The sequence below is a fragment of the uncultured Intestinimonas sp. genome, from assembly GCF_944387725.1.
Taxonomy (GTDB): domain Bacteria; phylum Bacillota; class Clostridia; order Oscillospirales; family Oscillospiraceae; genus Intestinimonas.
The window spans coordinates 1-18,735 of sequence record NZ_CALXGA010000009.1 but is presented as its reverse complement, the minus strand read 5'-3'; the positions used below and the strand labels follow the sequence as shown (position 1 = coordinate 18,735).

Below are 18,735 nucleotides of genomic sequence, written 5' to 3'. Positions count from 1 at the left end.
GCTGTATCCGAGCTGGTGCTGGAGGATGTGCGCTTACCCAAGACGGCCATCCTGGGCCATCTTGGCGAGGGCTTCAAGATCGCCATGATGGGCCTGGACGGGGGCCGGATCGGCATCGCGGCTCAGGCCTGCGGGGCCGGCGCGGAGGCGGTGAAGTACTCCGGGGAGCGGGTGCGGTTCGGCAAGCCCATCAACGCCAACCAGGGGCTCCAGTGGTACCTGGTGGACATGGATATCCGGGCCGGCGCGGCCTGGCTGCTGACCCTCCGGGCCGCCGGCCTGCGGCAGGAGGGGAAGCCCTGCACCACTGAGGCCGCCATGGCCAAGTGGTACGCCGGCGAGGCCGCCTGATTCTGCTGCGATCTGGCCCTCCAGATTCACGGCGGCTACGGCGACATGAAGGACTACGCCATCGAGCGCATGTACCGGGACGCCCGGATTCTCCGCATCTACGAGGGCGCCTCCGAGGTCCAGAAGATGGTCATCTCCCGGAATCTGCTCAAGGGGTAAGGCTGCGGGAACCAGCCGCTTTGCCTTTGATTCTGCGGGCATGATTTCGGAACAGAAGGACAGTCGAGAAAATCGGCTGTCCTTTTTTATACCCACAGGCGGAGCGCGGCGGCACGAAAGCGAGGGGAGAAATTTTTCTGTACCTGCGATATTTTTCTGCCCTCCTGCCATACTAAGGCCATCAAGGAAAAAGCAGGGGTGGAGCATGGAACGATTTGCGGTCAAGCCCAAAATTTATTTCGGGCCGGAGCCCATGAAGGCCCTGGACGCCCTGGCGGGGAAGCGGGTGCTGGTGGTCACCGACGCCTTTCTGGCCTCCTCCGGACTCCTGGACCGGGTGAAGGCCCGGCTCACCGGGCCGGTGGAGGTTTTCGACCGGGTGGAGCCAGACCCGTCCCTCCGGCTGGTGGCGGAGGGGGTGGCCGCCCTCCGGGCCTTCCGGCCCGACGCGGTGGTGGCCTTTGGCGGCGGCTCCCCCATGGACTGCGCCAAGGCCATGTGTTGGTGCGGGAAGGAGCGCCCGCCCCTCTGGTGCATCCCCACCACGGCGGGCACCGGCAGCGAGGTCACCTCCTTCGCCGTCCTCACCGACACCGACCGGGGGGTGAAAATCCCCCTGGTGGATGACGGCCTGCTGGCGGAGGCCGCAGTTCTGGACCCCGGCCTCCTGGACGGGGTGCCCCCCCAGGTCACCGCCGACACCGGCATGGACGTCCTCACCCACGCCGCCGAGGCCGCCGTGGCCCGGGGGGCCAGTCCCTTCTCCGGGGCCCTGGCGGAACGGGCCTTCGCCCTGGCCGATCAGCGCCTCCCCGCCGCCTACACCGGGGACCGGACTGCCAAGGGGGACATGCTCTACGCCTCCTGTATGGCGGGTATGGCCTTCAACGCCGCCGGGCTGGGGGTGTGTCACGCCCTGGCCCACGCTCTGGGCGGACGGTTCCACCTTCCACATGGGCGGCTCAACGCCCTGCTGCTGCCCCAGGTAATTCTCTTCAACGCCCAGGACCCCCGGGCGGCGGAGGGATACAGCCGGCTGGCCAGGCTCTGCGGCCTGGCTGGGAATCCCCGGGCGCTGGCCGCTGCCCTGACCCGGCTGCGGACCCGGCTGAAGATCGCCCCCCGGCTCCCGGTATCCGCCGGAGACCTCCGGGAGGCCCTGCCCGGCCTTATCCAGGCCGCCCTGGCCGACGCCTGCATCCCCGCCAACCCCCGGGAGGTCCGGGCAGGGGACCTCCAGGCCATGCTGCTGGAAATCGGGGGCGGGGCATGACAGAGACACGAAAATCAGCCGGCATCGACATTGGAACATCCTCCCCACAGGCTGGCAGGCAGCCCGTGGGGAGCCCGATGGATTTTGAAGTACTCGGGGCAAGTGAATTGCCCCTGCGGAAAATCTCCGCTTTGCTCCGATTTTACGCTCTGGCGAGCGCCCCGCGTTGCGGGGCCCCGGTGGTGGAGGTGCCGATATGACAGAAACCCTAAAATCGGTAGGCATCGACATCGGCACCTCCACCACGCAATTTGTGGTGTCCGATCTGACGCTGGAGAATCGGGCCAACCCTTTTTCGGTGCCCCAGGTGGCCATCACCAACCGAGCAGTCACTTACCGCAGCGGTATTCACTTCACTCCCCTGCGCTCCGACACCGTCATCGACGCTGCCGGCGTCCGGGACATCGTAGCGGAGGAGTATGAAAAGGCGGGGCTCCGCCGGGAGGAGGTCCAGACCGGGGCGGTCATCATCACCGGAGAGACCGCCCGGAAGGAGAACGCCCGGGAGGTACTGGCCGCCCTGTCAGACTTCGCCGGGGACTTTGTGGTGGCCACCGCCGGCCCCGATTTGGAGTCCATCCTGGCCGCACGGGGGGCGGGGGCCGACCAGATCTCCAGGGAGCGCCGCTGCCGGCTGCTCCACCTGGACATCGGCGGGGGAACCTCCAACCTGGCCCTTTTTGAAAACGGGGAACTCCGGGACACCGGCTGCCTCAACATCGGCGGGCGGCTCTTGAAGCTGGACCCGGCGGGCCGAATCATTTACTGCTCCCCGGCCCTGGAGGAGTGGACCGGGGGCGGAGCGGTGCCGGCGCCCGCCCTGGGGGACCACCCCGGCCCGGAGGACCTCCAGCCCCTGCTGGAGGCCATGGGGACGGGACTGGAGGGGGCCATCCCGCCAGGGGTGCGGGTGCTCTCCTTTTCCGGGGGCGTGGCCGACTGTATGTGGGACCCGCCGGCGGACTGGCGGGCCTTTGGCGACATCGGGCCCCTGCTGGGCCCCGCCCTCCGGCGGCGGCTGGAGGCCCGGGGCTTCGACCTCCTCCGGGGGGCGGAGACCATCCGGGCCACTGTCATCGGGGCGGGGGCCCACTCGGTGGAGGTCTCAGGCTCCACCATCTACTACCAGGGGGTGGACTTCCCCCTGAAGAACCTGCCGGTGCTCTGGCTGGAGGATCGGGACGCGGCCCTGCCGCCGGAGGCTCTGGGGGAGGCCATCCGCCGAAAACTCGCCTGGTACGCCGACCAGGAGGGCCTCTCCCAGGTGGCCCTGGCCCTGGCGGGGGAGCCCTCGCCTCCCTACCGCCGGGTGACCCAGCTGGCCGAAGGCATCCGGGCGGGGCTGGCCCCTCTGGTCCAGCGGGGCTTTCTCCCCGTGGTGGTGGTGGAGCGGGATTTGGCCAAGGTCCTGGGCCAGGCCATGGGCGGGACGGGTCCCCTGCTGTGCCTGGACGGGGTTTCCGTCCGGGACGGGGACTACATCGACATCGGCGCTCCCGTGGCGGGAGGCGCCGTCCTGCCGGTGGTAGTGAAGACCCTGGCCTTTCAACAAAGCCCCGGACAGTCCGCCGGGGTGCGATAGGAGGAACACTGATGATCTTAAAGACCAAGCTGCTGGGCCATGTCTACGACTTCCACACGGTCCGGGAGGTCATGGCCAAGGCCAATGAGGAGAAGTCCGGCGACCGCCTGGCGGGCATCGCCGCTGAGAACGCCGAAGAGCGGGTGGCCGCCAAGGTGGTGCTGGCCAACCTGACCCTGGCCGACCTGCGGAACCATCCCGCCGTCCCCTATGAGGACGACGAGGTCACCCGGATCATCCAGGACGGGGTCAACGAGAAAATCTATGGGGAGATTCAAAACTGGACCGTCTCCGAGCTGCGGGAGTGGCTCCTGGACGACAGGAACGACGGCGCCGCCGTTCGGCGGCTCTCCCGGGGCCTCACCAGCGAGATGGTGGCGGCAGCTGCCAAGCTCATGAGCAACTTGGACCTCATCTACGCCGCCAAGAAGCTCCGGGTCACCGCCACCTGCAACACCACCATCGGGGAGCCGGGGACCCTCTCGGCCCGGCTCCAGCCCAACCACCCCACCGACGACCCAGATGGCATCATGGCCTCCCTGCTGGAGGGCCTCACCTTCGGGGTGGGGGACGCGGTGCTGGGCCTCAACCCGGTGGACGACTCGGTGGAGAGCGTCACCCGGGTGCTGGAGCGGTTCCAGGCCATCAAGACCCGCTGGGAGATTCCCACCCAGACCTGCGTTCTGGCCCATGTCACCACCCAGATGGAGTGCATCCGCCGGGGGGCCCCCGCCGACCTGATCTTCCAGTCCATCGCCGGCAGCCAGAAGGGCAACGAGGCCTTTGGCTTCACCGCCGAGACCATTGCCGAGGCCCGGGAGCTGGCCCTCCGGGAGGGCACCGCCACCGGCCCCAACGTCCTCTACTTCGAGACTGGCCAGGGCTCCGAGCTCTCCAGCGAGGCCCACAATGGCTGGGACCAGGTGACCATGGAGGCCCGGTGCTACGGCTTTGCCCGGCATTTTCAGCCCTTCCTGGTGAACACGGTGGTGGGGTTCATCGGCCCGGAGTACCTCTATAACTCCAAGCAGGTCATCCGGGCGGGGCTGGAGGACCACTTCATGGGCAAGCTCACCGGTATCCCCATGGGCTGTGACGCCTGCTACACCAACCACATGAAGGCCGATCAGAACGACATCGAGGACCTGGCTGTCCTCCTCACCGCCGCCGGGTGCAACTACTTTATGGGCATCCCCCACGGGGACGACGTGATGCTCAACTACCAGACCACCGGCTACCACGAGACGGCCGCCCTCCGGGAGCTCTTCGGCCTGACGGCCATTCGGCCCTTCCAGGAGTGGCTGGAGAGGATGGGCTTTGTGGAGAACGGGAAGCTCACCCCCCTGGCGGGGGACGGATCCGTTCTGCTGGGGTAGGTAGGGCCCCCGGCGGGGCCGGCAAGCCCGGGCCCGCCGGGGAGAGGACGAACAACGGAATGAATGAGCCCTGCCCGAAGGGCGGGGCAAAGGAATGGAGTTTGAAACGGGCCCCCGGCGGGGCCGGCAAGCCCGGGCCCGCCGGGGAGAGGACGAACAACGGAATGAATGAGCCCTGCCCGAAGGGCGGGGCGAAGGAATGGAGTTTGTGAGGACGACATGAACGAGAAAGAACTGCGCGCTCTGGTGGAGCGAATGGTGGCCGAACGCATGGGGCAGGCCCCCACCCCCCAGGTGAAGGCGGCGGACTACCGCCCCATGGAGCCCGGCCCGGAGGGGGACGGGGGGGAGCTCCCCGACATTGCCCAGGTGGATTTGCGGGCGCTCTACCTGGTCCCCAATCCCCGCAACGGCCCCGCCTTCCTGGACCTGAAGCGCAAAACCCCCGCCAGATTGGGGGTGTACCGGGCCGGGGCCCGGTACAAGACCCAGACCATGCTGCGGATGCGCTGCGACCACGCGGCGGCCCAGGACTCGGTCTTCTCCCATGTCAGCGAGGATTTTATCCAGCGGGGCGGTTATGTCGCGGTCCAGACCCTGTGTCGGGACAAGGACGAATATCTGACCCGCCCCGACAAGGGCCGCCGCTTTGACGAGGCCGCTCAGGCCGTCATCCGGGAGGCCCTGGGCCAGAAGCCCAAGGTGGCCCTGGTGGTGGGGGACGGCCTCTCCTCCGCCGCCATCGAGGCCAACGCCGCCGACTGTATGGAGGCCATCCAGGCCGGACTGAAGAGCTACGGCATTGCGGCCGGGCCCATTCTCTTTGTAAAGTACTGCCGGGTGGGGGCCTCCGACCACATCGGGGCGCTCACCGGGGCCGAGGTGGTCTGTATGCTGGTGGGGGAGCGCCCCGGCCTGGTCACCGCCGAGTCCATGTCGGCCTATCTGACCTACGGGGCCCGCATCGGCATCCCCGAGTCCAAGCGGACGGTGATCTCCAACATCCACCGGCAGGGGACAACTGCGGTAGAAGCAGGGGCTCACATTGCGGAATTGGTGAAAACCATGCTGGAAAGGAAGGCCAGCGGGATCGAGCTGGCAAGGGGGGCGGGGGCATGACGGGAGACCTCATCAAGTGCCATGTCCTCTCCACCCATACCATCGCCAACGTGTCGGAGTCCCTGGCGGAGAAGCTGGGGCTCCCGGAGGGACACCGATCCATCGGCCTCATCACCGCCGACAGCGATGATGTGACCTACTGCGCCCTGGATGAGGCCACCAAGGCCGCCGCCGTAGAGGTAGTCTATGGCCGGAGCCTCTACGCCGGGGCGGCCAACGCCAGCACCAAGCTGGCGGGGGAGGTCATCGGCATCCTGGCCGGGCCCAGCCCCTCGGAGGTCAAGAGCGGCCTCAAGGCGGCGGTGGCCTTTCTGGACAGCGGGGTGGGCTTCCGCTCGGCCAATGCGGACGACTCCATCGTCTACTTTGCCCACACCGTTTCCCGGACGGGGACCTACCTCTCCAAAACCGCCGGGGTGCGGGAGGGGGAGGCCCTGGCCTACCTCATCGCCCCGCCCCTGGAGTCCATGGTGGGCCTGGACGAGGCCATGAAGGCCGCCGACGTGCGCATGGCCGCCCTCTTCGAGCCCCCCAGCGAGACCAACTTCGGCGGCGGCCTCCTCACCGGCACCCAGAGCGCCTGCAAAGCCGCGTGCGAAGCCTTTGCCCAGGCGGTGCTGGGCATTGCGTCCAGTCCACGGGAAGAATAGGAGGAACCACATGCAAATCGACAAAGACCTGCGCTCGGTGCAGGAGGTCCGGGATTTGGTCCACCGGGCCCGGGAGGCCCAGCGGGTCCTCGCCCGCATGAACCAGGAGGAGCTGGACCGAATCACGGCGGCCATCTCCCGGGCTGCGGCGGCGGAGGCCGGACGGCTGGCCGGCCTGGCGGTGGAGGAGACGGGCTTTGGCATCCGGGCCGACAAGGAGCTCAAAAACCGCTTTGCCGCCACCACCCTCTACGACGCCATCAAGGACCAGAAGACCCACGGCATCCTGGCCCAGGACCGGGAGAGGAAGACCATCGACATCGGGGTGCCTGTGGGACTGGTGGCGGGACTGGTGCCCTCCACCAACCCCACCTCCACCGTCATCTATAAGGCTATGATCTGCATGAAGGCGGGCAACCCCATCATCTTTTCCCCACATCCCAGCGCGGCGGGGTGCATCGCCGAGACGGTGCAGGTGGTGGAGCGGGCAGCCCGGGAGGCCGGGGCCCCGGAGGGGGCCATCGCCAGCCTCCCCACCCCCACCATGGAGGCCACCAGCGCCCTGATGAAGCATGACCACACCCGGCTCATCCTGGCCACCGGCGGCGGGGCCATGGTGAAGGCGGCCTACTCCTCCGGCACCCCTGCCATCGGTGTGGGGGCTGGCAACGGTCCGGCCTATATCCACAAGAGCGCCGACGTCCGTCTGGCGGTGAAGCGCATCCTGGACTCCAAGACCTTCGACAACGGCACCATCTGCGCCAGCGAGCAGTCCGTTGTGGTCACCCGGGCCCAGGAGGAGGCCGTCACCGGAGAGCTCCGGCGTCAGGGGGCCTATCTCCTCAGCGACGAGGAGCACAAGCGGCTGTCCAAATTTATCCTCCGGCCCAACGGCACCATGAACCCCGCCATTGTGGGCAAGAGCGTGGAGACGGTGGCCAAGCTGGCCGGACTCACCCAGGTGCCCGCCAGCGCCCGGGTGCTGGTGGCCCGGGAGACAGGGGTGGGCCCCGGCTACCCCTACTCCAACGAGAAGCTGGGCCTCATCCTGGCCTTCTATGTGGAGCCCGACGAGGAGGCCGTCCTCCGGAGGTGCGTGGAGATTCTGGAGTGGGAGGGGGCAGGCCACACCTTTTCCATCCACTGTGAGGACGAGGCCGTGGTGAAGCGCTTCGCCCAAGCCGTCCCCGCCAGCCGGGTGCTGGTGAACACCCCCTCCGCCCTGGGGGGCATCGGGGCCACCACCTGCCTTTTCCCCGCCCTGACCCTGGGCTGCGGGGCGGTGGGGGGCTCCTCCTCCTCCAACAACATCGGCCCCCTGGACCTCATCAACATCAAGCGGGTGGCCTGGGGGGTTCGGGAGCTGGAGGAGATCAGGGGCGGCGGATCTGCCCCCTGGCAGGGCGAGGGCGCCCCCCAGGTGGACGACGCCCTCCTCCGGGAGCTGGTGGACCAGATCGTCAGGAGGCTGACCTGAGATGGGCAGGAAGCGCCGTGACGCCATTCCGTCGGAGCGGGCGGCCCTGGCCCCGGAGGGCCTTGCCCCAGCCGCCGCAGCGGACAACGCCCTGAACGAGGTCCAGGCCGAGGGGACCATGCGCAACCCCTACACCAACCTGATCCAGCAGATGGGGCGGTTCACCGCCGACATGGAGGCCGCCTCCGCCGACGTGCCGCCCCCCTCCGGGGACGAGGTCAAGCCCTTCTCGGCCTCCAAGCGCATCTCGGCCGCCGGGGGCCCCACCGCCTGGGACCCGCCGGCAGCGGAGGGCGCCGGGGACCAGGGGGCGAAGGATGGCTCGAATGCCTCGGACGCCCTGGATGCCCCCGAACAGCCCCCCGGCCCGGCGGCGGAGCCGCCCCCCAAGCAGAAGAAGCCACCCGCCGCCGGGCGGGGCCGGAAGAAGCCCGTCCAGGAGGACATGGCCTCCCTGGCCGCCGCCGTCCTGGGGGGCGGGGGAGGAGGTCCCGCCGCCGTCCCCGAACGGGCGGACCGGGAAACGAAGCAGACAACGGCCCTCCCCAACCGGGAGGCCCATACGGAAAGGAGCACGCAGAACATGGCAAACACAAACGCCCTGGGCATGGTAGAGACAAGAGGACTGGTGGGGGCCATTGAGGCCGCCGACGCCATGGTGAAGGCCGCCAACGTCCAGTTGGTGGGTAAGGAGCAGGTGGGCGGCGGCCTGGTGACCGTCATGGTCCGGGGGGACGTGGGGGCGGTGAAGGCCGCCACCGACGCCGGAGCCGCCGCCGCCGAGAAGGTGGGGGAGCTCATCTCGGTCCACGTCATCCCCCGCCCCCACGCCGAGGTGGACGGCATCCTGCCCCACAAGGCCGGGGAATTTGACCACGAGGGCTAAGGGATGGCCCTCCTGACCGAGGAGCGGGTCCGGCGGATGTCGGACAACGGGACCCGGGGGCCGGTGGTAGTGCGCCGGGAGGACGTCCTCACACCCTCGGCCCGGTCCTGGCTCCGGGAGCACCGGGTGGAGGTGGTCTACCCCCAGGGGGAGACCGGGCGGGAAGCGGGGGCCCCCGCCAGCCCCAAATACCGCACCCTCTTCGGGGCTTCTCTGGAGGAGAAGCCGGAGCACATGACCCACCTGCGGGGCAATCTCCTGGTCTTCAAGGACCACCCCCGCATTGCCTTCCGGGGTATGATCGACCTATTAGAGGGGGAGATCGCCCTGTGCCAGCAGGCCTGCGTCCGGGCGGGGGTCCCCGCCCTGGCGGAGGAGCTGGAGGAGGTGCTGGACTTCGTCCGGCGGTTCATCCGCTTCGACGTGCTGGAGGAGCCCGTGGGGGAGGTGCGGCTGTGCGGCCTGGGGCCCGGGGAGCTGCGGGAGCGCTCCCACTACCCGGAGAAATACTACGGCCAGGGCCACTTCCTCCTCCACTACACCGACTCCCCCGCTCTTCTGGCGGTGAACAAGGTGCGGACCGTGGTGCGCCAGACCGAGCTGGCGGCCTACCGGGCCTTCCGGGACGAGAACGGGGCGGTGACCCGGGAGGACATCCTCCTGGGTCTCAACCGCCTGTCCTCCCTGATGTGGATTTTCATGATCCGCCTCAAGGCCGGGGCTTACGGTCCCCCGGCGGGGGGCGCACAGTGAGAAAGGAGGTCCTCCCATGGACCTGGAGGAGCGGGACGGGGCCCTGGTCATCACCCGCCTGCCGGTGGAGCAGATGGGGGCCCTGGCCCTGGGTCTAGCCCTGACGGACCAGGAGGAGCAGGTGCTCCGGGCCCTCCTGGAGGGGCGGAAGGTGAAGGCCCTGGAGACCGGCCTGGAGTACAAGGAGTACCGAAAGACGGCCCCCCTGGGGGTCTACCAAAAATTCACCTCCCTGGAACGGGAGCTGCGGGAGATGGGTGTCTGTGTGGTTAGGAACCGTCATTGGTAATGTGTGGTGCACGAAAAAGGACCCGGCCCTGACGGGGCAGACCTTCCTGCTGGTGGCCCCGGAGGGGCACCAGGGGCCCGCCTTGGTCTGTTCCGACCTGGCGGGGGCGGGGCCGGGGGACCGGGTCCTCATCACCCGGGGCGGCGGGGCCCGGGTGGCCGCCGGAGCGGCCGTCCCGGTGGACGCCGCCGTGGTGGGCATTGTGGACCGGGTGGAGGCGTGAAAGGAGTGCGGATATGGCAGTGGTAAACAAGGCCGCCCTGGAGGCTCTGGTGCGGCAGGTGCTGCTGGAGAAGCTGGGGGAGGCTCCGGCGGGAAAGCCGGCGGTGCGGACCGGAGGGGTCCGAGCGGTGCCGGCGCCGCAGATCGAGGTCACGGAGGCCGACCGGCTGGACACCGGCCGCAGCGGGGACCGGGTCTGGACGAAGGACCTCTTTTCCCTGGCCGAGGCCCCCCGGCTGGGCTGCGGCCTCATGGTGATGGAGGACACCACCTTCCCCTGGACGCTGACCTACGACGAGATGGACTATATTGTCGAGGGCCGGCTGGATGTGCTCACCGGCGGGGAGACCGTCTCCGCCGGGCCGGGGGAGATCCTCCACATCCCCAGGGGCAGCGAGATACAGTTCTCCGTCCAGGGGCGGGCGCGGTTTTTGTACTTTGTCTACCCCGCCGACTGGCAGAAATAGGACGGCTTCAAAGGGCGTCAAAAGAAAGCAATCGTGTTTTGGGGAAACGGCATGGCCTTTGGGGGTCATGCCGTTTCCCTATTTCAAGTTATTGAAAGCAAGCAAATTTCCCCGCCTCCAGCTTTCTCATCACATCTATGCGTTCCGCCCTGGCCTTTTTCATAAAAGCCTCCTCAACTCCATATTCGCCATGTTATCATGGATGCTGTATGGCTCCGTGAGAAAACCTTTTTGATACAAAATACCTGTTACGGCAGCGCTTCAAATGGCCGCGTCGTCACTGTTGATGTAAATGGCGGAAAGGAGCGCATAGGCCCTCCGGTCCGGCTTGCAGCCTGACAGCATCGCCACATATGACACCTGCCCCGGCGCTTTCTCTATATTTTCTTGTATGACATCCAAATAGCGTGCGTCGCCTAGGGCTTGTTTGAAAATTGGCGATGTGTCCAGCAGGGAGGGATTTTGGACCGCTGGCAAGCAATTTTTTCGCAGGAATCCTGGCGGATTTCAAGGAAAAATTGCGCCGTCCAGGGGGCAAAAGACCCGCCGGTTGGGCATGTTGACATGTTTCAAACAAGCCCTAATTTCTGGTACAGCACGAACGCGATGGCCGCGCTGTTGCTGCTGGGAATCCTGCTGTTCCGCAGCGCGTGTTTCAGCGCTGTGAGTCCGTCATACATCCGCAGCTTTGGTAAAAACCGCGCCAGGCCGGCATTCCCTGATGGAAGCGATTCCATATCACGGTCTCTACATGGGCTCTTTCGCAACGGTATATTTCTTCCATCATTTTGGGGTAATTGCCATCCATCTTTTTTGAGCCAGCCGCATTGATTTGCTCCATCAAATAATGATAGGCTTTCCTGTGTTTCATCCTCACCTCTTGATATTCGCCTCTGGGCTGGCGGTTTTCCGCCTGCTGGCCGGAGAAGGCGTTCCAGCCGGATCGAGCGGTGGGAGTATGAAGGAGGCTGTCATATAATGTTTGTGTATAATCTGAAAAATAAATTGGATGAAATCGGTGTCCCTCCAGATTTATATTCCATTCTGACTGGGGGACTGCTCAATGAGAGATTATGTATCGTGAGAGAGGGGCTGTGGCAGGTATATTACAGTGAACATGGTAAAAAAGCCGGACAAAAGTTTTTTGAAGCGGAAGAAGAAGCGTGTGAATATTTTTGTGACAAGATGAAGCGATATGCGGACGCAAATCGCAATCACAAATGGAATCTTTCCAGGCAGCAGTGGGGGAAAGGCCGGTAGTCAGACCGCAAGGACGGCATCCAGGAAGGCCGTAAAGCGGCCCGGCGGCGTGCGCGTACTCACACCGCCGGGCCGCTGGATATCCTGCGGCGCGGGGGCCGGGGAACGCCGGTTCAGGCGCAGAAGCGATGGCTGCCGATAACCTTGATGAGGGGCCGGGACCAGATCCAGCCGCTGGTGGCGGTGCTGGGGTTGAAGTAGTAGATGGCCCCGCCGCTGGGGTCGGCGCCGTTGAGGGCGTCCTGGGCGGCCCGGACGGCCGACTCTGCCACAGGCTGGTCGATCTGCCCGTCCACCATACAGGTAAAGGCCCCGGGCTGGTAGACCACCCCGGCGATGGTGTTGGGGAAGGAGGGGTGGCTCACCCGGTTGAGGATCACCGCCCCCACGGCCACCTGGCCGCTGTAGGGCTCTCCCCGGGCCTCCGCTGAGATGACCCGGGCCAGCAGGGCCACGTTGTTGTCCTGGGTGGGGGAGGCGCTCTCCCCGCTGCCGCCGCTCATGCCCAGGGCCGCCAGGGTGGCGGGCCCCACAATGCCGTCTGCGGTCAGGCCGTTTTTCTCCTGAAAGAACCGGACCGCCGCCTCCGTCTTGGAACCGAATATGCCGTCCACCGGCCCGTCGAAATAGCCCCAGCGTACCAGCTTCTCCTGAATGGTCCGCACTGCCTGGCCGGAGGAGCCCTGGCGGTAGGCGGCCGCCTGGGCTGACTGGGCCAGCAGAATCACCGCGATGTTGAGCAGAAAGACCAGCGCCAAGGCCCATAGGAGCCGTTTTTTGCTTGTTTCCACGTTTCCGCCTCCCGGAAAAGGTTCTGCCCCTAGTGTACGGAAGAGCGGGAAGGCTTATGCCAGGCGAATAATGGCAGGAAAAGCGGGCCATACTGGAAGGGAAGAACTGGAAAAACCAGAGGAGGGGCACACATGGTAAAAGGTGTCAGCAAACGGGTGATCCTGGTGAAGGAGCCAGACCCGAAATATTTTGAGGAGGCCATCTTCGTCCTGCGGGAGGAGGCCTTCGGCCAGGGGGTCAGCGCCGAGCAGGTCCTGCGGGAGGCCAGGCAGGCGGCCAAGAGCTACCTTCGGGGCAGTACCAGGCCGGGAAAGTGGTTCCGGCAGATTCCGGCCCCGGCCTACGCCGCCGCCGGGGCGCTGGCGGCCACCGCAGCCTGGAGCCTGGCCCTTTTCCTCTGACCGGGCCCTCCGGCCCGGAACAGGGCGGGAGGAGCGGATTTTCCGCCTCTTTTCCGGTCATTGACATTCCTGATGGCATCCCCTATAATGACAATAGATAACCGAACCGTGTTATGTGGCATTAGGGCTTGTTTGAAAATTGGCGATGTGTCCAGCAGCGAGGGATTTTGGGCCGCTGGCAAGCAATTTTTTTGCAGGAATCCTGGCGGATTTCAAGGAAAAATTGCGCCGTCCAGGGGGCAAAAGACCCGCTGATTGGGCATGTTGACATTTTTCAAACAAGCCCTAGGATACGTCAGGGCTCCGGCCCTGTCAAGGGAGGAGATGGGTCGGATGGCCCCCCGAAAGATTGCCCTGCTCACCGATTCCTGCGCAGACCTTGCCCCCAAGCTGGCGGAGGAGCACCACATCCATGTGGTCCCCCTGCGGATTCGCTGTGCCGACGGGGAGTACCGGGACGGCGTGGACATCACCGCCGCCGACGTCTACCAGCGGCTCCGGGCTGGGGAGCTGCCCAAGACCTCCCTGCCCACCGGGGAGGACATCGAGGCCCTGTTCGACCGCCTGGCGGCGGAGGGCTACGACGGGGTCATCGCCGTGATGCTCTCCGGGGGCCTGTCAGGGACCTACAATCTCACCCGCCTCCTGGCCCAGGAGCGCCGGGACCTGGAGATTGCGGTCTACGACTCGGCCAGCGGCTCCCTGGGGGTGGGCATGACCATGCTCCAGCTGGCCGAGGACCTGCGAAATGGGGCCTCCTGGCGGGAGCTCACCAAAAAGCGGGTACCCCAGCTCATCGGGAATACCTACCCCTTCTTCTCGGTGGACACCCTGGAGTATCTCCAAAAAGGGGGGCGCATCGGCAGGGTCGCGGCCCTGGCGGGGACCGCGCTCCAGATCAAGCCCCTCATCAGCTTTGCCCCGGACGGGCAGCTCCAGTCGGTGGCCAAGGTCCGGGGCCGCCGGCAGGTCCAGGACAAGCTCATCGACCTGACGGTGAAGGCCTGCGGGAGCCACCGGAGATACAATCTGGCGGTGGCCAACGGAGGCGCGCCGGAGGAGATGGCCGTCCTCAAGGGGAAGCTGGTCCAGGCCCTGCCCAACTACGACCACCTCCTGGAGGGGGAGCTGGACGGCACCCTCAGCGTCTACATCGGCGACGGCGTTCTGGGCGCCGGAGTTCAGGTGCTGGACTGAAAAAGGGCACGGCTCCATTCGGAGGACCGCCGGGCGGCGGAAGGGACGCCGAAGGGGAGGGGACCGATAGGCGTCTATGCCATTTGTCAAATCAGGGAAGTTTGCGTTTGAAATTCACAAGGATGGGTACTGGCTGGCAAGTGAGGACCGGAACGACAGCGCCTTGGGCTCACCGCCCATCCAGGACGACAATGCACACAGGCGCTCAGCCTGCCTGGGAGCAAATGCGGGATTCTGACCGGATGGAGCACTATTATGACGGCTTGAAGTTTCGGGTCTCCCGCATCACTGACGACAAGATTGTGCTGAATTTCTGCATATGCCGCCCCCAATAGAGGTTTGCCCTGTTCGCGCTGAATTTTACAGGATGCAAAATTTGAGTGAAGCCCCAGGCATTAGGGCTTGTTTGAAAATTGGCAATGTGCCCAGCGGCGAGGGATTTGGGCCGCTGGCAAGCAATTTTTTCGCAGGAATCCTGGCGGATTGCAAGGAAAAATTGCGCCGTCCAGGGGGCAAAAGACCCGCCGGTTGGACATGTTGACATTTTTCAAACAAGCCCTAGAAACTTTCTGCCGCAAAATCCGCCCAGCGGGCCAGAGAGGCGGCGCCGGTCAGGTCAGCACTGTCCGCATAGGCTTCCACGGTGACAGTGTATGCACTGCTTCCGCTGATATAGGCCGTGCCGTCCGTCCCTACGATGGAAACCGGATTGCCCTGCCCATCCACGATAGTCCCCACACAGGACAAGCTGGTCAGCGCGCTGTCGCCGGTCACCACCCAGGTGCTGTCCGCGCTGAGATACAGGTTGGCGTAACCGCCGCCGCCGTTCCCGGCATTGGACTCATCCTGGACAAAGGCCCCGGTGAGGGTGCTCCCGTCGGTGAGGTAGAGGTCCAGCTGGCTGATGGAGTCCCAGATCACATCGCCCTCCAGCACCTGATCCAGAGCGGTAAAGTGGCAGTCCGCCCCATTGGCCCCGGCGGCGCCCCAGCCCCGCTGGCTGCCGTTTCCCGTACATTTCAGCAGAAATTCACTGTCCGCCGCATGGGTGATTTCCACCCCGGAGAGGACAAAGGTGGACTCGGTGTTGGTGGTATAGAACATCCCGCCGTTTTGGGCGGTGAGGGAGCCGCCCACCATCTCAAAGGTGCTGTTGCCCACCTCTGAATCCCCGGACATGCTCTGGTACAAAATCACATTCCAGGTGCAGTCGTTCTGGCTGAGGTCGCCCATATTGCCTGTGAGAGTACAGTCGAACAGGCGGATGGTGTTCAGCCCCTCGATACAGATGGCCTCGGGGCCGTTGGCGGTGAGCTGGGCGTTGTGGACCGTGATATCCGCAGTGCTGTAGACCGCTGGGGAGCCCGTACCATTGGAGGTATAGCTGCCCCCGTCCACCACCATGACGCCGCTGCCCCGGTCAGAGCGGATTGCCGCTGAGGATTCGCCCTGGGTCTCCACCGTCAGATCCCAGGCATAGAGGGCGCCCCCTCCGGCCACATGGATGCCGCCGGAGGTGTCCTGTTGGGTGGAGATGGTGGTATCGGACACATAGGCCGTGCCGCCGCCGTAGGCAAAGACACCAGCCCCGCCCGGGGCGTTGCTGGTAATGGTGCTGTCCGCAATGGACAGCACGCCGCCGGTCACCAGAGCGGCCGTGCCCACGCCATAAAAGCTGGAAGCATCCCCGCCGGAGCTGTTCTCCGAAATTCGGGAGATGGTTACATCCTCCAGGGAGACAGTAATCCCCTCTGTCCCCACCAGAACCGCGTTTTCATCCACGCCGGTGGAGGACAGCGCCTCCCCGGTCACCTCCGTATCGGCGGTGTATGCGTTGGCGGCGTCGTACGCCTCCGGGGCTGAGGATGTGCCGCCCCCCATGCCTCCGCCGGACAGGGTGATGGTCTCGGCTATGCCGTCACGGCCCACAACGGCGGTGACTTCGTTGTTTAAGGAGACATCCTCATAAGAGGAGGCCTGCTGCCCCGGCCCGCCCATGGCCGGGGAGCCGCCGCTGTTGTCCGGCCCGGCCGGAGGCTCTCCCACATCTTCGGGGGCCGCGCCGCCGGCGTCCGGCTCGGCCGGAGCGCCGCCCATCTCCGGCGGGGTTCCGCCCCCAAGGCCACCCGGCTGTCCGGCCATGCCGCCAAAACCCACAAATTCCGTGTCTTCGGTGTAAGGAATCCGAATCTCTCCCTCCTCTGTGGCCAGGGTGAGGTGGTCAAGCCCCATCTCCGTCACAGTCCCGGTATAGGTCTCGCCCGCCTCAGCCGTTGCTGTGGTATCTTCTTCCCCAGTGCCGGTGCAGGCTGCCAGGGATACAACCAGCGCAGCCGTAGTCAACAGGCCCAATAAACGCTTCATTGTTTTTGTCCTCCATATTCTGGTTTAGCTGTTCATGCGCCGCTGCCCCCGTTGAACAGCGGCGCGAGCACGTCGGCGTAAGTCTCATAGAGCTCCAGCAGATAGGCGTCCCAGTGTCGGGCGTCCTGTTCCCGGTCGCCGAACGCATAGTCCTCCTGGCCGTAGTCGATGACGTCAAAGCCGCGCATAGCCTTGCTGGCCCCGCTGGTGCGGTAGGCGGCGATGTCCGCCAGGGTGAAGGACGCCGCGCCGCTGCTGTCCAGCGTGACCCAAGCGGTGATGTCCCTCCCCGCAGCCTCAGACGCGGTGCCATTGGCGGTCTGCGGTTCGGCCTCCGGCTTTACAATGGCCGTTTCGCCGACCACATATGCGCCGTACATCTGATCCACATTCAGGCTGAAGAAATCCCCCAGAATCTCGGAGGGTACATGTCCGCCGTTCCACTGCCATTCGATGTCGGCGTCCACTCCGGCACTGAGCCACGCCAGCTGCAAATCGAGGGAACTGAACAGGGACATGCCCCCCTCGGACGCGCCCATGACGATTCTCGTCCAGGTGGGGTCGTCAGTCTCCCCGTCGCCGATATCGTTCAGCGGATTGTAGAGGGCGACGATGTTGTTGCCGTACCGGTCGCCGGCTTCGACGCCCGTGATGTCCGCCTGATAGGCCGCAACCATCTCTTCGTAAGTCTTATCATTGGCGGAGTCCATGCTGCCCGTGTTGGACTGGGTGGCGCCGCTGTCCGGCGCTCCCACAATCAGCTCCGTACTCCCGCCGGGCTGTCCGCCGCCGGGCATCCCGCCCATGCCGCCGCTGCCGTCGGCATACCGGCCCTCCAGAACGGCTTGGACCTTGTCGGCGCTGGTCATGGCGCCGACTTCCGCCTCGGTGAGGGCGCTGCCGTCTTCATCAAACCACGTTCAGTCCTCCGCATGATTTAGGTTGTCCAGGTACCACTGGAGATTTTCGGTGAACTCGGCCAGGTAGAGGTCCAGATGTGCGGCGTAATACCCGTTGATCTCCGGGTGGGCCTCCGGGTCGTATGCAATGGCGTCATCCAGGCCGCCGTCGCCGTTCAGATCAAAGCCCACATCGCTCTCTAAGACGGAGAGGTACTGAGCGTTGATATAGTCCATATAAGCTGCGGACAGATACTCCGCCAGCTGCGCCTGGAAGGGGGGGCTGAAGGAGTAGCCGGTGTCCAGATAATACTCAAAGGCCAGGGCCATGTCTGCCTCGTACAGCGGAGTGATGGCGCTGCACGCAATGCAGCCCCAGTTGCAGTCTGAGAGGTCGTAGTCCGTCCCGTCGATGGTAACAGTGGTGGTATAGGCGCCGTCCTCATACTGATAGATCCCCACCGCGCCCGCTTCGATGAGATAATCGTAGTAATCGGAGTGGCTGCCTGTGGCTGTCAGCATGACCGCGTAGGCGCCGCCGCCCGAGCCGCCGGTGGACACAAAGTAATCTACATTGCCCGGCAGGTTGCCCAGCAAAATGTTGTATTTCACATAGTGGGTGGCCGCTTTCTGGTCCACCAGGCAGGAGGGGGCGCCGCCGGTATAGTAAGGGTTCCCCTCCTCGTCGGTAGTGGTGTCCTGCTTGCACCGGTTGCCGCAGTGTTTTCTTCCTGGGCTTGGCCGCAGGCGCAGAGGCCGGCAGCCAAAGAACACACCAGAAATGCGGAAATCATTTTTTACCTGGCAACATCGGTATCCTCCTGTCCATAAAACGTTTTCAGACTGCGGCAAAGCGGTCCTGCGCCAGATCCCCCTTTGGCAATGTGTACTGAACAGAGCCGAAAGCCTTGGCTTTCGGCTCTGTTCAGTACACATTAAAATAGAGATAAGAAAAAATAAGGAGGCGTTCTCTATGAGCAAGGTCCTGATTGTCTACTACTCCCGCAAGGGGGAGAACTATGTGAACGGCAGCATTCAGGACCTGCCCAAGGGAAACACAGAGGTGGTGGCCGAGAAGATCGCCGGCCTCACCGGCGGAGACCTGTTTCAGGTGGAGACCGTCCAGCCCTACCCCGCAGATTACTAGGGCTTGTTTGAAAAATAAAAGTTGCACAAAAGGAGCAAATATGCGAAACTAAAAGGTATGAAACGCTATGA

The 18,735-nt window shown here is 65.1% G+C and carries 20 protein-coding genes and 1 pseudogene; 17 read left to right on the top strand and 4 right to left on the bottom strand.

The window, feature by feature from the left end; translation table 11 throughout:
• The first annotated feature begins 15 nt into the window (after positions 1 to 15).
• The 14 genes and pseudogenes from Q0K09_RS02560 (at position 16) to Q0K09_RS02495 (ending at position 11,864) form a co-directional block, all read left to right on the top strand.
• Positions 16 to 510 (top strand): annotated as a pseudogene (locus tag Q0K09_RS02560) (acyl-CoA dehydrogenase family protein).
• 205 nt (positions 511 to 715) lie between these two features.
• On the top strand, positions 716 to 1,783 hold the full coding sequence (locus Q0K09_RS02555) for an iron-containing alcohol dehydrogenase (protein ID WP_294472451.1): 1,068 nt from the start codon (positions 716 to 718) through the stop codon (positions 1,781 to 1,783).
• Between the two features lie 196 nt (positions 1,784 to 1,979).
• Positions 1,980 to 3,365 (top strand): ethanolamine ammonia-lyase reactivating factor EutA, encoded by a 1,386-nt coding sequence (locus tag Q0K09_RS02550; RefSeq protein WP_294472448.1) that lies wholly within the window; start codon positions 1,980 to 1,982, stop codon positions 3,363 to 3,365.
• Positions 3,366 to 3,376: 11 nt separating this feature from the next.
• On the top strand, positions 3,377 to 4,741 hold the full coding sequence (locus Q0K09_RS02545; protein ID WP_294472445.1) for an ethanolamine ammonia-lyase subunit EutB: 1,365 nt from the start codon (positions 3,377 to 3,379) through the stop codon (positions 4,739 to 4,741).
• 219 nt (positions 4,742 to 4,960) lie between these two features.
• A complete protein-coding gene (gene eutC / locus Q0K09_RS02540) occupies positions 4,961 to 5,860 on the top strand; it encodes an ethanolamine ammonia-lyase subunit EutC (RefSeq protein ID WP_294472442.1) in 900 nt (299 codons plus the stop codon).
• The gene (gene eutL / locus Q0K09_RS02535; RefSeq protein ID WP_294472439.1) at positions 5,857 to 6,510 is read left to right on the top strand and encodes an ethanolamine utilization microcompartment protein EutL; all 654 of its coding nucleotides are present in this window, start codon (positions 5,857 to 5,859) and stop codon (positions 6,508 to 6,510) included. Before eutC ends, eutL begins: the two co-directional genes overlap by 4 nt.
• Positions 6,511 to 6,520: 10 nt before the next feature.
• Positions 6,521 to 7,987, top strand: a complete 1,467-nt coding sequence (locus Q0K09_RS02530) for an acetaldehyde dehydrogenase (acetylating) (RefSeq protein ID WP_294472434.1) — start codon at positions 6,521 to 6,523, stop codon at positions 7,985 to 7,987.
• 583 nt (positions 7,988 to 8,570) lie between these two features.
• A complete protein-coding gene (locus Q0K09_RS02525; RefSeq protein ID WP_294472526.1) occupies positions 8,571 to 8,873 on the top strand; it encodes a BMC domain-containing protein in 303 nt (100 codons plus the stop codon).
• 3 nt (positions 8,874 to 8,876) lie between these two features.
• Entirely contained in the window at positions 8,877 to 9,626 is a 750-nt protein-coding gene (locus Q0K09_RS02520; RefSeq protein ID WP_294472432.1) for an ATP-binding protein, read from the top strand.
• A 16-nt stretch (positions 9,627 to 9,642) separates the two neighbouring features.
• Positions 9,643 to 9,915: a hypothetical protein gene (locus Q0K09_RS02515; protein ID WP_294472429.1), complete on the top strand. Its 273-nt coding sequence runs from the start codon at positions 9,643 to 9,645 to the stop codon at positions 9,913 to 9,915.
• A complete protein-coding gene (locus Q0K09_RS02510; RefSeq protein ID WP_294472427.1) occupies positions 9,890 to 10,138 on the top strand; it encodes a EutN/CcmL family microcompartment protein in 249 nt (82 codons plus the stop codon). Before Q0K09_RS02515 ends, Q0K09_RS02510 begins: the two co-directional genes overlap by 26 nt.
• Positions 10,139 to 10,151: 13 nt before the next feature.
• Entirely contained in the window at positions 10,152 to 10,604 is a 453-nt protein-coding gene (locus Q0K09_RS02505) for a cupin domain-containing protein (protein ID WP_294472425.1), read from the top strand.
• A gap of 462 nt (positions 10,605 to 11,066) precedes the next feature.
• Positions 11,067 to 11,435, top strand: coding sequence for a hypothetical protein (locus Q0K09_RS02500; RefSeq protein WP_294472422.1), 369 nt, complete (start codon positions 11,067 to 11,069; stop codon positions 11,433 to 11,435).
• Positions 11,436 to 11,582: 147 nt separating this feature from the next.
• The gene (locus tag Q0K09_RS02495; protein ID WP_294472419.1) at positions 11,583 to 11,864 is read left to right on the top strand and encodes a hypothetical protein; all 282 of its coding nucleotides are present in this window, start codon (positions 11,583 to 11,585) and stop codon (positions 11,862 to 11,864) included.
• A gap of 113 nt (positions 11,865 to 11,977) precedes the next feature.
• Here Q0K09_RS02495 and sleB read toward each other — a convergent pair whose 3' ends face one another.
• The gene (sleB, locus tag Q0K09_RS02490) at positions 11,978 to 12,655 is read right to left on the bottom strand and encodes a spore cortex-lytic enzyme (RefSeq protein ID WP_294472417.1); all 678 of its coding nucleotides are present in this window, start codon (positions 12,653 to 12,655) and stop codon (positions 11,978 to 11,980) included.
• A 132-nt stretch (positions 12,656 to 12,787) separates the two neighbouring features.
• Between sleB and Q0K09_RS02485 the strand changes: the two genes are divergently transcribed.
• Both Q0K09_RS02485 and Q0K09_RS02480 read left to right on the top strand, forming a co-directional pair.
• On the top strand, positions 12,788 to 13,057 hold the full coding sequence (locus tag Q0K09_RS02485) for a translation initiation factor 2 (protein ID WP_294472414.1): 270 nt from the start codon (positions 12,788 to 12,790) through the stop codon (positions 13,055 to 13,057).
• 333 nt (positions 13,058 to 13,390) lie between these two features.
• Positions 13,391 to 14,254, top strand: a complete 864-nt coding sequence (locus tag Q0K09_RS02480) for a DegV family protein (RefSeq protein ID WP_294472411.1) — start codon at positions 13,391 to 13,393, stop codon at positions 14,252 to 14,254.
• A gap of 558 nt (positions 14,255 to 14,812) precedes the next feature.
• On the opposite strand, the gene Q0K09_RS02475 is transcribed toward Q0K09_RS02480, so the two are convergent.
• From Q0K09_RS02475 to Q0K09_RS02465, 3 genes are read right to left on the bottom strand one after another with little or no spacing between them, the layout of a single operon-like run.
• Entirely contained in the window at positions 14,813 to 16,618 is a 1,806-nt protein-coding gene (locus tag Q0K09_RS02475) for a right-handed parallel beta-helix repeat-containing protein (protein WP_294472409.1), read from the bottom strand.
• Between the two features lie 32 nt (positions 16,619 to 16,650).
• The gene (locus tag Q0K09_RS02470) at positions 16,651 to 17,487 is read right to left on the bottom strand and encodes a hypothetical protein (protein ID WP_294472407.1); all 837 of its coding nucleotides are present in this window, start codon (positions 17,485 to 17,487) and stop codon (positions 16,651 to 16,653) included.
• Between the two features lie 51 nt (positions 17,488 to 17,538).
• Positions 17,539 to 18,291 carry a hypothetical protein gene (locus tag Q0K09_RS02465; protein ID WP_294472403.1) on the bottom strand — a complete coding sequence of 251 codons (753 nt, stop codon included), beginning with the start codon at positions 18,289 to 18,291 and terminating at the stop codon, positions 17,539 to 17,541.
• Between the two features lie 199 nt (positions 18,292 to 18,490).
• On the opposite strand from Q0K09_RS02465, the gene Q0K09_RS02460 reads away from it, so the two are divergent.
• Complete coding sequence (locus Q0K09_RS02460; protein WP_294472401.1) at positions 18,491 to 18,664, top strand: hypothetical protein; 174 nt, start codon at positions 18,491 to 18,493, stop codon at positions 18,662 to 18,664.
• The last annotated feature ends 71 nt before the right edge of the window (positions 18,665 to 18,735 follow it).

Coding starts and splice junctions, on each gene's coding strand:
- Q0K09_RS02555 (WP_294472451.1), top strand. CDS start 716: ATGGAACGATTTGCGGTCAAGCCCAAAATTTATTTCGGGCCGGAGCCC.
- Q0K09_RS02550 (WP_294472448.1), top strand. CDS start 1,980: ATGACAGAAACCCTAAAATCGGTAGGCATCGACATCGGCACCTCCACC.
- Q0K09_RS02545 (WP_294472445.1), top strand. CDS start 3,377: ATGATCTTAAAGACCAAGCTGCTGGGCCATGTCTACGACTTCCACACG.
- eutC (WP_294472442.1), top strand. CDS start 4,961: ATGAACGAGAAAGAACTGCGCGCTCTGGTGGAGCGAATGGTGGCCGAA.
- eutL (WP_294472439.1), top strand. CDS start 5,857: ATGACGGGAGACCTCATCAAGTGCCATGTCCTCTCCACCCATACCATC.
- Q0K09_RS02530 (WP_294472434.1), top strand. CDS start 6,521: ATGCAAATCGACAAAGACCTGCGCTCGGTGCAGGAGGTCCGGGATTTG.
- Q0K09_RS02525 (WP_294472526.1), top strand. CDS start 8,571: ATGGCAAACACAAACGCCCTGGGCATGGTAGAGACAAGAGGACTGGTG.
- Q0K09_RS02520 (WP_294472432.1), top strand. CDS start 8,877: ATGGCCCTCCTGACCGAGGAGCGGGTCCGGCGGATGTCGGACAACGGG.
- Q0K09_RS02515 (WP_294472429.1), top strand. CDS start 9,643: ATGGACCTGGAGGAGCGGGACGGGGCCCTGGTCATCACCCGCCTGCCG.
- Q0K09_RS02505 (WP_294472425.1), top strand. CDS start 10,152: ATGGCAGTGGTAAACAAGGCCGCCCTGGAGGCTCTGGTGCGGCAGGTG.
- Q0K09_RS02495 (WP_294472419.1), top strand. CDS start 11,583: ATGTTTGTGTATAATCTGAAAAATAAATTGGATGAAATCGGTGTCCCT.
- Q0K09_RS02485 (WP_294472414.1), top strand. CDS start 12,788: ATGGTAAAAGGTGTCAGCAAACGGGTGATCCTGGTGAAGGAGCCAGAC.
- Q0K09_RS02480 (WP_294472411.1), top strand. CDS start 13,391: ATGGCCCCCCGAAAGATTGCCCTGCTCACCGATTCCTGCGCAGACCTT.
- Q0K09_RS02475 (WP_294472409.1), bottom strand. CDS start 16,618: ATGAAGCGTTTATTGGGCCTGTTGACTACGGCTGCGCTGGTTGTATCC.
- Q0K09_RS02470 (WP_294472407.1), bottom strand. CDS start 17,487: ATGACCAGCGCCGACAAGGTCCAAGCCGTTCTGGAGGGCCGGTATGCC.
- Q0K09_RS02460 (WP_294472401.1), top strand. CDS start 18,491: ATGAGCAAGGTCCTGATTGTCTACTACTCCCGCAAGGGGGAGAACTAT.